A 13,919-nucleotide genomic window follows, 5' to 3' on the forward strand; every position below is an offset into this window, starting at 1 on the left:
GAAAAGGGCGCCTATGGAGAGCGCCCTTTATTTTGCTTACAGGTGGTCGCGGTAGATCCGTAATTGTGCATCGACAACTTGACGCAGTGCGTCCTCATTCCCACAAAACATAACCATCTTTTCTGTCCGTTCAAGTCGTGACGACACCGACAGCTCGAATTGGGTGCCCCCCTGTGAGTGCTGCACGGCGCGGACGATGCAGTTGGAGCTTGGCTCTTGCTGTGCTGGCCCCAGAAAGAACGCCCAGCCGTCCGGGTCGTTGTGTTCCACGGCGACTAGCTCGGGGAATTTTCGGGCGAGGAAATCACGAATTTCATCAGGCGACATTATGGGGCCTTGCGGCGCCTGCATCTGATTGAAGTATTCCTGAAGGTTACCAAGTCGAATGCGCATGTCATCTACTAAAACCAGGTGATCTTCGAGGCGTTTTTCTTGCCCCTCGATACTGCTGCCTTGACCTAGGATCGCATTGATGGACATCGTCCCTACTCCCTGCGAGGTACCGGCTTTTTTTGCGCTAGCCATGATTTGCCGGAAGCTTGAGCTTTGTACTTGCTCCGGGAGCGTTTCATTAATCTTTTTTATCTTCGGCCGGAGCACGTCGAGGACCGCATCCCCGTATTTTAAAGCCTCTTCTCGCGATGGGATTTTGCCTTTGTGGATTACCTCGTTTCTAAACGTGATCAAACCTGTGGGCAACAGCAGAGGGGTTTCTTTGAAGTGGTTAGCCCAAAGAAATATGAATGCACCGAGCTGCCGCTCTGACATGTTCGAGACATTTTTCCAGGCCGCCTGGAAAAGATCGTCACTACCCGAAGATTTTTCGAGGAATATTCGGATTGTGTATTCGTAGAAGCGCTCGAGGCTGGAGGTAAAAGACGAAACCGCCTCTCGATAGTATCCATCCAGTATCGCGTGGGCGCCAATTTCAAACAGAACTTCGAATTTGTGCTGCTGAAGGACGGTCACGGTCTTATGGCCAGACAGGCAGGTTGCTATGTAGCAACCATCGTCCCGAACTTCGATTTGCGAAGCACCTCCTGGGCGTCCGTTTTCTTGCAAGCACTGCATGCATGACAGCGTTAACCGCATGGGCCATTTCCTCTATGTGAGCGATGCACCATCCCTTGCTGCGGTTGGCGATGCTTCTCGACGGGTAGTGTCACTGCATTGGAGCGTGTTGCGCGGTAGATGTCGAGTTTGAGGTGGTATTCCAAGCAAGTATGAGTGAAGCCGCTTACGCGGCTTCGATTGGGTCAGACGATGTCCATTTCTGCGGGTCTTGTTGCCAGTTTGCGATCGAGGATTCACGCCAACCGACTCGTCCCGGGGAGATGGCCACCGCCTTTGGAAACTTCCCCTGTTTGATAACGCGCCAGAGGGTAGTTCTGGATAGGGATGTGACCTCGAGGACATCCCTTTCCCGCATGAAACGATCCAACTTACTCACACCTTAACCCCTCTTTCGCTTCTGAAACCGCGTGGCTTGACCTTGCACACCATCAAATCGGCCGGAGAGTGGGCTAGCCCAAAACACCTGATTTTTTTTCACTCCAAGAGCCTTTGCTTTGCCATGTACAGCACTCAGGGGCCGACCGAGGCAAGCCGCGACGTCGACCGTGGCGAGATCTGGATAAAGGCGTTCAAGTAGTGCGACTTCGTGGGTGGTCCAAAAACGCTTGGTCGTGGTGTAGCTAATCATAGGGTTGCTCCAAATGTAGTGGGCTTGGCCAGCAGCTTGGCCACAACAGCAGCCTCGGTTGCAGTGAGGTCACCGAGCAACTGAGCCATGGTCGTTAGGGACTCGAGGCGGATCTGCCGCGAGCTGGCCGCCGTGCTGGCCAACCCGTTACCGCTGAACCTGCGTCACGTCGATCTGCGCGCCGTGCTGGCCGAAGTCAGTGAACAGACCGGGCTGCGCTTTCGTGTCCCCGATCGTCCCTACGCCAGCGTCAAGGCACCGTTCTTTTACAGCCTGGCCGCCGGTTATCAGGCGATGGACAGTCTGGCCCGGGTTTTCAACATTCCCGACTTCACCTGGCACCAGTTGGGCGACGGAGAAGTATTCGCCGGCAGTTGAGCCGACAGTTTTTTCGGCGCCCGGTCGCCGCTTCAAATCCCCACGGAACTGTTCGACGGCTACCAGGGCAACCAAAGCGCGATGATTGCGGCCCTTCCCGGGTTACGACCAGGCGCAACGATCAACCACGGCGAGCGCATCACCAGTGTGGCCCTTGCCAATGACCAGATGGCCATCCGATGGAAGACGCAATCCGCCGTGCTGTAGAGCGCCAATTCCCTGAACTGACTGGCGGCTACCACCTGCCGCGTTTTGCCCGGGTTATCGCCGTGGCTGACGCCCCGGCCGGCGCCGGTATCTGCGACGACTTCCGGCCGCGTTATGCCGTTGACATTGAATTGCTTGGTCCAGATGGTGAAGTCGATCCCCAGTTGCCGCAGCTCGCCGGCGTACCGCTGCCACTGCCCACCGGTGGCGAGGAAATGGGCATGTATGCCTTTCCGGAGGAGGGCACCCAAGTGGTGGTGTGCTTCGCCTATGGCCTGCCTAACAAACCCTACATTCAAACGATTCTGCCGCATGGGCTGAGCATGCCCCGGGTTCCGAAAGGTGACCAGGTGTGGCAGCACAGCGAGGCCGCCCAGCAGCGCGTCGATGCCGACGGCAACTGGCTGCGCCAGACCGATGGCAAGATCCAGGACAAGGCGATAGAACGCGAAGTGGAGGCCCTGGAGAACCGCGAGCAGTTCCAAAACCACACCCAGACGATTGACGATCATTCAACCGAGACAGTGGGTGGGGTGAAAACAATCGAGGCGCTGGGCGCGCTCAAGCTGATGTCGGGCGGGTCCGCGAGCCTGGCGGCGGTGGATGATCTTCACCAGGCAACTGGGCGGGATTTGAACCTGGTGGTGGGGCAGAAGCACAACGCCACGGTGGGCGGCGATATGCAGGAACGGATTGAGGGCTTGCGCCAATGCGTATCCGGAATTAGTCAGCGGATGCAGGCGCCGAAAAACTGGATCGGGTCCGGTGGCGTGAATCTGTTCCAGGTGGTGTGCGACACCCTCGATCTGTTGCAGCAGATGAACACACAGCTCGCGTCACATACCCATGTGCGTGGCCCAGCTCCGAATCCAAGTGATGCCGCAGCTTTTACGGCAAAGGCAGTTAAAGCAGAAACACTCGCAGAAAAGTTGCGACTCATTACTTTATAAAAAGATATCTCTGCTCAATTTATAGAGTGCCGAATACTCTTAAGGGACTCAGTAGGGCCTTTTGAGGGCCTCATTAGTGTCGCTATCTCTTGATATCTTTTATCATTAAAAAATAGCCGCATACCGCCTGTCTGAAATATTGTTTTGCAGTTATTCCATTTAACGGAACTATAGCCCGTCAGGTTTTTTTAGCGCTCGCTAAGAAGTTTTCGGCGGAGCCCGCGGAAATGCTGGAGCGGTGGGAGTCGATTGCAGTCGCGCTACGATAGCAGCTAGCCAGAAACGGCGAAGCCCGCACGGATGCAGGCTTCGTTGTGTTCCTCGGTTGCGCCGCTTCTGGTTGGTTATTGCCAGAAACGCTGTGTTACGACCGGCTCACCGACCTGAAGCTGTACTTCTTTGTTACTCGCATTTCGAAGCGTATGGCTATGTGACGAACCCGTCAACCCCAAAGGGTTGACCGTATATGGCTAAAGTTGCGTAAGTTACTTTTTCGTAATTGATGCGATTGCAAGTAAATCTTGTAAATACAGCATTTACAAAATTTACAGGGTGACTCGCTAAATTAGGTGGGGAAGTGCTGTGAGTCTTCTTGTGGACACACAGTTTTTTCAGTTTTGTTTCCCCTTAGGAGCTTTAGCCAATGAAGTCATTCATTAGCCGATACCTTCCTGAAGAGCTGATTCGAGCGTTGCAGACCGCGTATTGGTCGATCCGCTTGATCAGAATCCTCCAGCAGTTGTAATGCAGCACAGCAGGGGCCATAGGCCCCTGCTTTCGTTTCCATCCACCGATACTCATTTACTCAGTCAACATAACCAGACTTCGAAACGGCCGCTCGGCCGAAAACAGCCGGTCGCGAACGGCAACATTCGGCCAGAAGCGGATCTTGATGGAAATCTCCTTTCGCACTATCGTTTGACCGTCGGATTTGTCTATAAAACCAGGAGCGGTTCAATTTAGCGCGAGGTTGGCCGGTCACACAGGTCTATGACGTTATGCTGTTGGTAATTTGAGTTCAAATCTACTTGCTAGGTCGGTATATCTATTGATCTGATCTAAAATCAGAAAACCCACTAATGACGATTTTCGGTTCAATGCAGAGCTGGGTGTCACTCCATGTCCAATGGTATTTCTACTGACAAAATCGCCGACGTTTGAAACGTCAAAGTCTTTGAAGTAGTGTTTGAGTATGTACTCACCAAACTGCTCCGGGAATAATCTCGTTATACTGTGAGTATGCTGTGTAACGGAGGTTGGAATGTGCTTTGAAAGAATATCTTGACGACGACCTTCTTTTGCTGGGTTTGCGCGAATGAAATCTTCACGCAACAAAGCTTCTATCCTTGGATATAAAATGTGTATGGATGCATCATATTGCTTATTGATGTGATACTTGAGCGCTCGCCCTATAATATCTAAGTGTAGCGTTATTTTTCATTGTTAGAGATTTTAACTAGCCATGCGTCGCAATCATTGCAAAACTGATCATCGATCTTTGCTTCGATTTCGTCGGTTTTCCAATCAAATTTTATGTGGTTAAATAAATCTTTTTGCTGTTCATATCCAAGATAGGAGAATGGGAACCACCCGGATGAGATTATCTTTTGCCACTCACTATTATCCAAATCAAAAATATCATTATAGATTGATGCGGAAAATCCGGCGCCCAAAAAACGGCCCACGTCATAATCAATCAGATGAAGGTTTTCTCCTGAGTTGAGCGGGCCAAAATCATATAAAAAAATCCGATCCCAGCCGTTGCTAAGAATCACAATGTACCCACAGTCCTTAGGGAACTCTAAGTCTTTAAATATAATTCTATCGAAATGATAGATGTCGCTCTTTCTCACTGGGTCGCCTTCGCTCACCGCGTTCGCAACCAAAGCTTCGCCAAATATCTCAAGTTCATTTAAATAAGTTTCAACCTTTAAATCTTTGTGGATGATGGCCACAAAGCTTCTTAAGTCCGAAGCATGGAAGTTTTCATGGGCAAGCTGTAAGATTTTATCAAGGAAACCTTCTATCTTTCTTATAAAATCTTTGCCGTCTGAGGAAAGCGAGACTCCACGAAATTGGATCTGTACAACGCCTTCCCCTTGAGCGGACGTCATGCAATAACCAACGGGGATTGCGTCCAAGTAAACAATTTTCATGCTGTTGGCCTCAGTTATTTAATAAAAAGGTCGGGCTATGCCGGGTCTAATCCTCTTAGAACATGAATGTCGTTCGATTTATTATGGTCTGCTACTCATTGCCTGAGTAAAAGTTATCGTATTTTTTGACGCTGATATTGATTAGCTTTTCAGAGTTTTTTGGTACAACAGAGATATTCCCATCGAAGCTATTATCTTTAATTCCGCCGAGTACAAATCTATCGCCATAGCCCGATAGTATTACATAGTTTTTGCCATCCATAGTGAACGTAGGATAAGCCGATTTGAACTTTGCGACGCCTTTTCCAACCCCCTGTATCATCAGCGCGAGCACTGTAAACAGGAACAGTACAATAATGCAAGCAAGGAGTTTGTCCCAGACTCTCGGCGGTTTCGAAGCAGGACGCTGTCCGCTAAACTCTTTTATACCTTCCGAGTCTGCGGCTTTCTCAAACGCTTCTTTCCATCCTATTTTTCGCGCTCTCCAAGCGACATTCATAACAGCAATACTACCAAAGGCCAATGCGAGTCCTAGGCCAGCGTACGCGAGATAAGACGTGAAGCCACTTACATAAATTGACATCAGCATTGGTAACACCATTATTAATTGTATGGCCCACCAACGAATTACTCTTTCTCTCCTAGTGCCTAAATGAAATAGAAAATAGCTACAGCTAATGAATGGGATAAATGCAAAAAGCACGACGATTGCAGAGATGATCATCCCTCTGAGGTCAACGTCTATCAATTCATGTGATATGCCAAACGCGTCGGCGTAACCGGTTTCAAACATTAACGCCACACCAAACGCTATAACCGGTGCGACAGCAAGCATAACGCCTTCCCTAAACAAAATGCTCATATGAACTCTCAATTGGCTGTTTTACGGTCTGGCTACTAGTCAAGCAGTATCATGTCTATTCCACAAGATCAGGATTTTAGGAATATTTCGACTATTAATCCTATTTCAAGGCACACACGTGGCCGCATTGCCATCGCTGCGAAACATTCTCACTTTCTGCGAATATGAAGGTGATGCTCGGAGGCTGATAAACGCAAGCTCGTCACAACACCGCTACCATCCTGAGTCTGAGAAGGATGAACGACAAAATTAACTGCAAAAAAAAATCTGGTGAAAAAGCACTTATCCCCCTCCCGCCGACGGGCTTTACGTCTGTTTTTTGTGCAAATACGGATGTAGTGCAATCGAACCTGCAGCCCAGGCGGGCCGTGGGGCTCTGCAGGCGATCGGGATTTTCACAGATTGCAAAATTTTGAAGGGAAATGCAGCGGCATTGCACTGCGGTGTTCAGGGCGGTCACGGACGGGATAGCGCTGTACCCCCCGGTTTCATTGGGCGACAACTTATAAAACGTAGGTTTTAGCGTCTTTTATGATTTTTAACTGCTCCCAATTCTGATTTTTTATGGGCCGGCGTTGGGATGGTTAAGACGCCTGCAACCCTTAGCTGGCAGGCATCTCCGGGATCCTGTTGTTTTTCAGTCGCTCACCAACGATTAATCGGCGTGGCGAGGGCGGCTGCTAACTTGGGATGCTGGCGCAGGTCGATCCATTGGGGTGTAGAGGTAGCTAACAACCAAAGCAGGAATTCCGCGGCTCGCGATCTCGAGAAGCCTCGTATCTTCGGATGACGCAAGAAATGACGAGGTCAGGTGCGCAAGGCCCTTATTAGCAATGCGGAAGACGGAGAGAAGAGCTTGCTCTGCTTCGGCCGCATCTCCAGGGTAGCGAGAGAGCACCTGCGCCAGGGAAACATGGGTAAGGGAACCACTGGCATTTTCAAAGTGTTCAATGCCGATATCGTCTCCTCTACGCGCGTGAGTTAGATTTTGCAATCGGCCGGATGCGCTGGTGAGACCAAGAAATTCCAGAAGTGCTCTGCAGTGAATGACGCCGGCCTCAATTGCAGCATTTGTGAAGGCATTCGAGTTGCCCTCAATGGTGAGTTCGTCATTGATGAGTATTTTCATTGGTTGGGCATCGCCCCAGTCTGTCTGCAGACGGAGAGCAATGTTGAGCGCTTCAATTGCGCCGAGACTGTGCGGAATGAAGTGGTTAAGCGCATCCGCTAAAGAATCTTCGCTTGGCATGGTTACTGGCTCCATTTGGAAGAACTTCAGCATAGCAGCGACAGCGTGGGGGATCAGGAACCGAAATCGTCGTTTTTAATGAGAGCAATTCTTAAAGGCGGGGGGAGTTTTCAAAAAGAGCGATATCAGCGATACCAGATCGCTAGCGGGTCTAGAAACCTCGGATTTACTGGGCTTTCGGTATTACAAAGGAAGGTAATACGAAGCGATATGAACAGTAATATTTTGGCCAACCCCCCGGATTCATTGGGGTTTAAAGAATGGAAATATAGCTTTATAGAAAAGTAATTCTATCGCCTTCCTATCGCTTAAATATCGCCTTTCCTACAAACCGCTGTAGGCCTTGGTCTATAAGGGTTGTGGCTGATTTTCGGAGGGGATATTACTGATATTACTTTTTTTTCAAACCCCCATAGATTTTAGGATTGGCACCTATACGGGGATTGGGGTGAGGCTAAACGGCTCTTTGCCTCAGCTTGCATCAAACGGCCCCCAATACGGCCCGCAGTGGGATGCAGTAAAGGATGAACCGAGCTACAGGCCTTGAAAATAGTGGAGCGGGTGAAGGGAATCGAACCCTCGTTATCAGCTTGGGAAGCTGGAGTAATGCCATTATACGACACCCGCTCAGAGCGGCTGACTTTGTACCAGATGTGCGCGCGGATTTGAAGTTTTTCTTTATGTGCGCTGCATTTAGCACAGGTGAAACGACAATTCGGCCATTCGCGGGCAAGCCTCGCCCCTACAGGTTTGCGTTAGCAGTGCAGGAGTGGGCTTGCTCGCGATGACTCAATTTCAGATTGCCAGTGCATGGTGGTCCTGGACGTAGTGGTAACGCGGTCGGCTGGCGTATTGCTCGGGTTTCAGGAAGCCCAGCAGTGCGTTTTGGCTGTCTCGGCAGGCGGCTTTGTGTTCCATGTCGAGAAAGTGCCCGGTGGCTTGCAGGGTGCTGAAGGTGGCGTGTTGCACGTGGTTGGCGAATAGCCGGGCGCCGTCGGCGGCGGTGTATTCGTCCCATTCGCCGTTCATGAACAGCACCGGCACGTTGATTTTCTCGGCAGCCTTGAGGAAGCACTGGCGATCGCTGTGCAGCAGGTCGTTGATGTGGAAGTGCATCTGCCCGTATTCGTGCTCGGCCAGGTTGCTCACGTGGCGATAGTTGAAGCGCTTGAACAGCGACGGCAGGTGTTTGCCGATGGTGCTGTTGACCAGGTTGCCGACCCGGTCGCCATCCCGGCTGCCGAGGTAGTCAACGCCGCGTTCCAGGTAATCGCGCATGTGCTCGTTGATCTCCGGGGAGAACGAGCTGATCACGGCTTTTTCGATGCGTCGTGGCCGTTGGGCGAGGGCGACCAGGGTCGCGGCGCCACCCCAGGAAAACGACAGCACGTGTTCGGCGGCGAAGTGGTCGATCAGCTCCAGCAGGATCTGGCCTTCGACTTCCTTTGTGAGCAATTTCTCATGCCTGTTGTGGGCTTTTGACTTGCCCGCGTAGGGCTGGTCGTAGCACACCACATTGAACTGCGGGTGCAGGTTTTTTACGGTCTGAGCAAACGACGCAGTCGTGGCCATCGAGCCGTTGACCAGAATAATGGTCTTCTCTGCGGCGTCTGCGCGATAGAACTCCGTGTAAACCCGATACTGACCCTGTATATCCAGCACAGCGATTTCTGGCCTCATGTCATAAGACTCCTGGGCAAGCGGGTATGCGCGCAAATGAGATTGCACGAGCTTTGTGACAGGTAGGCATACGCCTGGAATTTGGAGGCCCATGTCGATCCGGTAAGGCAGGTCGACGGGTATTGTTATTGGCGGGCAGTCTGTCGGCGGAATGCGGAACCTGAGGGTTCCTGGCCGACAAAAAGTTTCTTAGAAGTATGTTGTGACTCGTCGGTCACAATTTGGCCGACGTCCTGATTCAAGCAGGGGCGGCGGCATCGCGCAAGTGTCATTGGTAAATTGTTCGACAACTTCTGCTGAGCGGTCGCCTGCTTAGATCAAATGAATCTCTTCGGTGCGCAACGGGCGGTACTCGCCCGGTTTTAGCGCGTTATCGAGCAGCAACGGGCCCATGCTTTCGCGGTGCAGGCGCAGGACCTTGTTGTCGAAATGGCCGAACATGCGCTTCACCTGGTGATACCGGCCTTCGACAATGCTCAGCCGCGCCGCCTTCGCCCCAAGCAGCACCAGCTCGGCGGGCTGAGTCGTCAGGTCTTCGAAAGCGAAGTACAGCCCTTCGTTGAAGGTGACTGCATACTCCGGGCCGATGTCCTGTTCGGTCTCGACGTAATACACCTTGGGCAGCTTGGTCTGGGGTTGGGTCAGGCGTCGCGACCAACTGCCGTCGTTGGTGATGATCATCAGGCCGGTGGTGTTGAAGTCCAGGCGCCCGGCGATGTGCAGGTCGTCCTTGTCTGGCTCGTGGATCAGGTCGAGCACAGTCGGGTGTTGCGGATCGCGGGTGGCGCTGACGCAGCCGGGCGGTTTGTTGAGCATGAAGTAGCGTGCGGGTTTGCCGACTTGCAGCACCTCGTCGTCGACCTCGACGCGGCTGAATTCCAGCACTTCGCTGTGAGGATCGCTGACGACTTTTCCGTCAATCCGCACGCGTTTTTCCACCAGCAACAGACGAACCTGCTTACGGTTGAAGCGCGGCAGGTTGCTGAGGAAACGGTCTACACGCATGGGTTAAAAATCGGACGGAAAAGGGCCGCGCATCTTACGTGATCGGCCGGGCGGCTGCTTGCAGCTGCGCTTCGACTTGCGCACAACGCGGGCACAGGCAGGAGAGGTCACGCAGTTCCGCCGGCAGCGCTTCAAGAACCGCCGGGTCGATGCTGACGCCGTAGCACCAGCAGGCGCGGTCGGCGGTTCGTGGGTCGGCCAGGCTGCAGTCGTTGGGCGCGCCGCAGGCCGGGCAGAGGTCAGGCTTGTTCATCAAGGTTATTCATAAACGGAGTGAGGCATTTCCACGCAGGTGCGATTGCGGCCGGCTTGCTTGGCCCGGTACATCGCATGATCGGCCCGGGACAGCAGGGTATGCAAGGTTTCATCCGGTTGCAGGGTGGTCAGGCCGATGCTGACGGTCAGTCGCAGCTCCTTGCCGTTGTAGGCATAACGCTGCTTTTCCACATGTTGGCGAATTTTCTCGGCGATTTTCTGACCGGTCTCACCGTCGGTGTCTTTGAGCAGCACGATAAATTCCTCGCCGCCCCAACGGCAGACGATATCGGCATGACGCAGGCAGCTTTCCAGGTCACGGGCGAACCCGATCAGCACCTGATCGCCGGCGAGGTGACCGTAGGTGTCGTTCAGCACCTTGAAATGATCGAGGTCGAGCAACAACGCCGTCAGCGGTTTCGGTTCGCGCTCGGCCTCGTGCATCGCCTGTGCCGCCAACAAATCAAAGCCGCGGCGGTTGGGCAGTTCGGTCAGGCTGTCGAGGGTGGCCTGGGCCTGGATTTTGTCCTGATAGCGTTTGATCACGCGGTTGAGCAGGATCAGCACAATCGAGGTGACGAGCAGGCAGATCAGCAGGTTGAGGTACAGAGACTGGCGGATTTCACTGAGGGCGCCGTCTTCGCGTTTGTCGACAAACAAGTACCAGTTCAGCTCCGGAATGAAGCGCACGTTGAGGAAATGTCCCTGACCCTGGCCGGAATATTCGTAGCTGCCGCTGTGGGGTTTGGGCAACTGGCTGACCAGGCCTTTCATGCTGCTGAGCTCGCTCAGGCTCTGGCCGGCCCGCGCACCGTCGGGGCCGCCCTCGGCGCCGGTGAGCACCAGTCGGCCGAAGGTGTCGACGAAGTACACGTTGCGTTGATAGCGCTGCTGATATTTGTCGATCAACTTGATCACCGCATCCACCGTCAGCCCGACGCCGGCTGCACCGATGAAGCGTTTGTCGTAGTCGTAGACCTTGTAGTTGATGAAGAACGTCAGGTTGTCCCTGTTGGCCAGGTCCGGGTCGACGTTAATCTCGTAAGGCTCTTTCATGTCGCGAACGCGGAAATACCAGGCGTCCCGTGGCTCGTCGATCTAGACCTGCTTGAGCACGCCTTTGGCGTGGTAGTAAGTGAGGCTGCTGTTGGAGATGAAGAACGCGGTGTAGGCGCCGTAGTGGGTCATGACCTCGTTGAGGTAGCGGGTCATCTGGTCGGGGTTGTGCTCGCCGTTGACCACCCAGTCGCGCATGAAGGTGTCACGGGACATCATCGAGGAAATCAGGATCGGCCTGACGAGGTCTTTCTGGATTTCCGAGTAGACCGTGTCGGAGGTCAGCGGCAATTCGGTGTTGACGATGTTGTCGCGGATCGACGCTCGCGAGGCGTAATAACTGAGAAACGAAGTGGCGAGGAAACCGGCGCCCAGCAATGCGATCAGCGTGAGCACCAACGAGCGTTGGGAATACAGCGGCGAGCGAAGCGGCATGGTGGTTCCGTTGGCAGTGACCCGATGGCATGCATTCTAGTGGCCTCGAGCGGAAATAACTGCTGGATTTACACGGTGGGCCGCCGTGAAAACCTCCTTCGTCTGGTAGGGCCTCTTCGCGAGCAAGCCCGCTCCCACAGGGGAATACATTCCAATGTGGGAGCGGGCTTGCTCGCGAATCGTGAGATCAACGCCGATCTGTCAGATAAGCCCGCCACCCGCCGAGATGACTGATATCCACCGCGCCCTCAAGCCCGTAAGCCTCACAAATAAACCCGCTCTCCCATCGCCCATCCGCCAGTTGCACCTTGCCCAACCCCAATGGCGCCGGAATCCCGGTCAAAAACGAGCCCAACTCACTGCTCGGCAATTCCCAAACCTCCACCGCAATCGCCACGCCACCGTCCTTCACCCGCACCATTCCCGGACGAAACGGCGGGCCACCGGCCAATGCATACAACTGATAATCCGGCGAACTGAACGTCGTCTCGACCAGACGAGCCCCACGCTGCTTGAGTTGCCAGTTCAACGCCAGACCCTCCAGGTGCGCGCCACACACCACCAGCCGTGCGCGGTCATTGCGGGCAACGGCCGCTGGCGCAGGCGAGCCTGGTTGCCGTTGAAAAGCATCCGCCACGCTCAACAGGTACTGATCGGTAAACGCCCGGCCAAACAGCGTCACGCCCCACGGCAAACCGTTACCCATGAAACCGCTGGGCACGGCGACGGCGGCGTAGTCGAGCAGGTTCATGAAGTTGGTGTAGTAGCCCAGTTCCGAATTGCGTAGCACGGGTTCGGCGGCCAGTTCCGCCAACGTCACGGGGCGGCCAATGGTCGGCGTGAGCACACAATCGAGGCCGTCCAGCAACCGGTCGCACAGCGCCTTCAGTTCTTGCAGTCGATATTGTGCGCGGAAGGTCTGCACGCCGGTCACCGCCGGGGCCTTGGCCAGTACGGCGCGGATCACCGGCAACACCGCTTGCGGGTTTTGCTCCATCAATTCGCCGGCCACGCTATAGCGTTCGGCGACCCACGGGCCTTCATAGAGCAACTGCGCGGCCTCGAGGAACGGTGACAGGTCCAGTTCAACCGCTTCACCGCCCAGGGCCTTGAGTTGATCGATGGCGTCGCCGAACAACAACGGGCCTTCAGGGCAGCCGAAGAACTCCAGGTCTTGGGCACGCGGCACGCCGAAGCGGAAGAGCCGAGGCGCACCGAATGCCGAGCCGTCATTCCACAGCGGATTGCTGCGGCTGTAGGCGTCCCGTGGGTCGACGCGCGCTGTCAGCGCCAGCAACTGACTGGCCTCCCGCGCGGTGGCGGTGAAGGTCGTAACGCAATCAAGCGTGCGACACGCCGGCACCACACCGCCCGTGGAAATCAGCCCTTTGGTGGCTTTCAAACCCACCAGATTATTCAGCGCCGCCGGCACTCGGCCGGAGCCCGCCGTGTCCGTACCCAACGAAAAACTCACCACGCCCAACGCCACCGCCAACGACGACCCGGCACTGGAACCGCCCGCCGGATACTCCGGCAACACGCTGTTCGGGCAGGCGCCATACGGCGAGCGACTGCCATTCAATCCCGTGGCGAATTGGTCCAGATTGGTCTTGCCCAGGGGAATCGCCCCCAGCGCCAGCAACTGCTCGACGATGGTCGCCGAACGCTCCGGCACATAGGCGAACGCCGGGCACGCCGCCGTGGTCGGAATGCCCGCCAGGTCGATGTTGTCCTTGATTGCGAACGGCACGCCATACAGCGGCAGACTGTCGAGGTCGCGACCGTCGAGGGCGGCGAGGTACGGTTCCAGTTCCTCGACACTGAGCAAATGAATGAACAAGTGATAATCCGGGTTCAGCGCCGCGGCTTTGTCCCGCAGGCTCAGCAGCAGTTGCCGAGGCGTGGTGTGGCCGTCGCGATAGGCGCTGCGCAGGGCGTCGAGTTGCAGATTGAAATTCATGACTTGATCCTTTTCAAAATGAGT

Annotated in this window: 11 protein-coding genes, 1 tRNA gene and 2 pseudogenes; 2 read left to right on the top strand and 12 right to left on the bottom strand. The window is 54.4% G+C overall.

Going from position 1 to position 13,919, the window contains the following annotated elements; translation table 11 throughout:
* Positions 1 to 36: 36 nt before the first annotated feature.
* Together BK665_RS13385 and BK665_RS13390 are read right to left on the bottom strand one after the other, a co-directional pair.
* Positions 37 to 1,092, bottom strand: a complete 1,056-nt coding sequence (locus tag BK665_RS13385) for a hypothetical protein (RefSeq protein WP_123406164.1) — start codon at positions 1,090 to 1,092, stop codon at positions 37 to 39.
* Positions 1,093 to 1,237: 145 nt separating this feature from the next.
* On the bottom strand, positions 1,238 to 1,429 hold the full coding sequence (locus tag BK665_RS13390) for a helix-turn-helix transcriptional regulator (protein ID WP_123406166.1): 192 nt from the start codon (positions 1,427 to 1,429) through the stop codon (positions 1,238 to 1,240).
* Positions 1,430 to 1,813: 384 nt separating this feature from the next.
* Between BK665_RS13390 and BK665_RS13400 the strand changes: the two are divergent.
* Together BK665_RS13400 and BK665_RS13405 are read left to right on the top strand one after the other, a co-directional pair.
* A pseudogene (locus tag BK665_RS13400) lies at positions 1,814 to 2,287 on the top strand (hypothetical protein); the annotation flags it as partial.
* A complete protein-coding gene (locus BK665_RS13405; RefSeq protein WP_123406170.1) occupies positions 2,260 to 3,237 on the top strand; it encodes a phage baseplate assembly protein V in 978 nt (325 codons plus the stop codon). The pseudogene BK665_RS13400 and the gene BK665_RS13405, both read left to right, overlap by 28 nt.
* Before the next feature lie 996 nt (positions 3,238 to 4,233).
* Here BK665_RS13405 and BK665_RS34270 read toward each other — a convergent pair.
* From BK665_RS34270 to atzF, 10 genes and pseudogenes are all read right to left on the bottom strand, one after another.
* A complete protein-coding gene (locus BK665_RS34270; RefSeq protein ID WP_148053218.1) occupies positions 4,234 to 4,572 on the bottom strand; it encodes a hypothetical protein in 339 nt (112 codons plus the stop codon).
* 95 nt (positions 4,573 to 4,667) lie between these two features.
* Entirely contained in the window at positions 4,668 to 5,393 is a 726-nt protein-coding gene (locus BK665_RS13410; RefSeq protein WP_123406172.1) for a hypothetical protein, read from the bottom strand.
* 91 nt (positions 5,394 to 5,484) lie between these two features.
* A complete protein-coding gene (locus BK665_RS13415) occupies positions 5,485 to 6,255 on the bottom strand; it encodes a hypothetical protein (RefSeq protein ID WP_123406174.1) in 771 nt (256 codons plus the stop codon).
* A 655-nt stretch (positions 6,256 to 6,910) separates the two neighbouring features.
* Entirely contained in the window at positions 6,911 to 7,504 is a 594-nt protein-coding gene (locus BK665_RS13420) for a hypothetical protein (protein WP_123406176.1), read from the bottom strand.
* 553 nt (positions 7,505 to 8,057) lie between these two features.
* Positions 8,058 to 8,131, bottom strand: a tRNA-Gly gene (locus BK665_RS13425).
* 168 nt (positions 8,132 to 8,299) lie between these two features.
* Positions 8,300 to 9,184 (bottom strand): alpha/beta fold hydrolase, encoded by an 885-nt coding sequence (locus tag BK665_RS13430; protein WP_123406178.1) that lies wholly within the window; start codon positions 9,182 to 9,184, stop codon positions 8,300 to 8,302.
* Between the two features lie 312 nt (positions 9,185 to 9,496).
* Positions 9,497 to 10,189: a pseudouridine synthase gene (locus tag BK665_RS13435; RefSeq protein WP_123406180.1), complete on the bottom strand. Its 693-nt coding sequence runs from the start codon at positions 10,187 to 10,189 to the stop codon at positions 9,497 to 9,499.
* Between the two features lie 34 nt (positions 10,190 to 10,223).
* Positions 10,224 to 10,442, bottom strand: coding sequence for a cysteine-rich CWC family protein (locus BK665_RS13440; RefSeq protein WP_123406182.1), 219 nt, complete (start codon positions 10,440 to 10,442; stop codon positions 10,224 to 10,226).
* A gap of 5 nt (positions 10,443 to 10,447) precedes the next feature.
* A pseudogene (locus BK665_RS13445) lies at positions 10,448 to 11,935 on the bottom strand (sensor domain-containing diguanylate cyclase).
* Positions 11,936 to 12,122: 187 nt separating this feature from the next.
* Positions 12,123 to 13,895, bottom strand: a complete 1,773-nt coding sequence (gene atzF / locus BK665_RS13450) for an allophanate hydrolase (RefSeq protein ID WP_123406184.1) — start codon at positions 13,893 to 13,895, stop codon at positions 12,123 to 12,125.
* Positions 13,896 to 13,919 lie beyond the last annotated feature (24 nt).

Origin of the sequence: Pseudomonas frederiksbergensis (assembly GCF_003732665.1) — a bacterium.
Lineage (GTDB): Bacteria > Pseudomonadota > Gammaproteobacteria > Pseudomonadales > Pseudomonadaceae > Aquipseudomonas > Aquipseudomonas frederiksbergensis_G.

Coding starts and splice junctions, on each gene's coding strand:
- atzF (WP_123406184.1), bottom strand. CDS start 13,895: ATGAATTTCAATCTGCAACTCGACGCCCTGCGCAGCGCCTATCGCGAC.
- BK665_RS13385 (WP_123406164.1), bottom strand. CDS start 1,092: ATGCGGTTAACGCTGTCATGCATGCAGTGCTTGCAAGAAAACGGACGC.
- BK665_RS13420 (WP_123406176.1), bottom strand. CDS start 7,504: ATGCCAAGCGAAGATTCTTTAGCGGATGCGCTTAACCACTTCATTCCG.
- BK665_RS13390 (WP_123406166.1), bottom strand. CDS start 1,429: ATGCGGGAAAGGGATGTCCTCGAGGTCACATCCCTATCCAGAACTACC.
- BK665_RS13435 (WP_123406180.1), bottom strand. CDS start 10,189: ATGCGTGTAGACCGTTTCCTCAGCAACCTGCCGCGCTTCAACCGTAAG.
- BK665_RS13405 (WP_123406170.1), top strand. CDS start 2,260: ATGGAAGACGCAATCCGCCGTGCTGTAGAGCGCCAATTCCCTGAACTG.
- BK665_RS13415 (WP_123406174.1), bottom strand. CDS start 6,255: ATGAGCATTTTGTTTAGGGAAGGCGTTATGCTTGCTGTCGCACCGGTT.
- BK665_RS13440 (WP_123406182.1), bottom strand. CDS start 10,442: ATGAACAAGCCTGACCTCTGCCCGGCCTGCGGCGCGCCCAACGACTGC.
- BK665_RS13410 (WP_123406172.1), bottom strand. CDS start 5,393: ATGAAAATTGTTTACTTGGACGCAATCCCCGTTGGTTATTGCATGACG.
- BK665_RS13430 (WP_123406178.1), bottom strand. CDS start 9,184: ATGAGGCCAGAAATCGCTGTGCTGGATATACAGGGTCAGTATCGGGTT.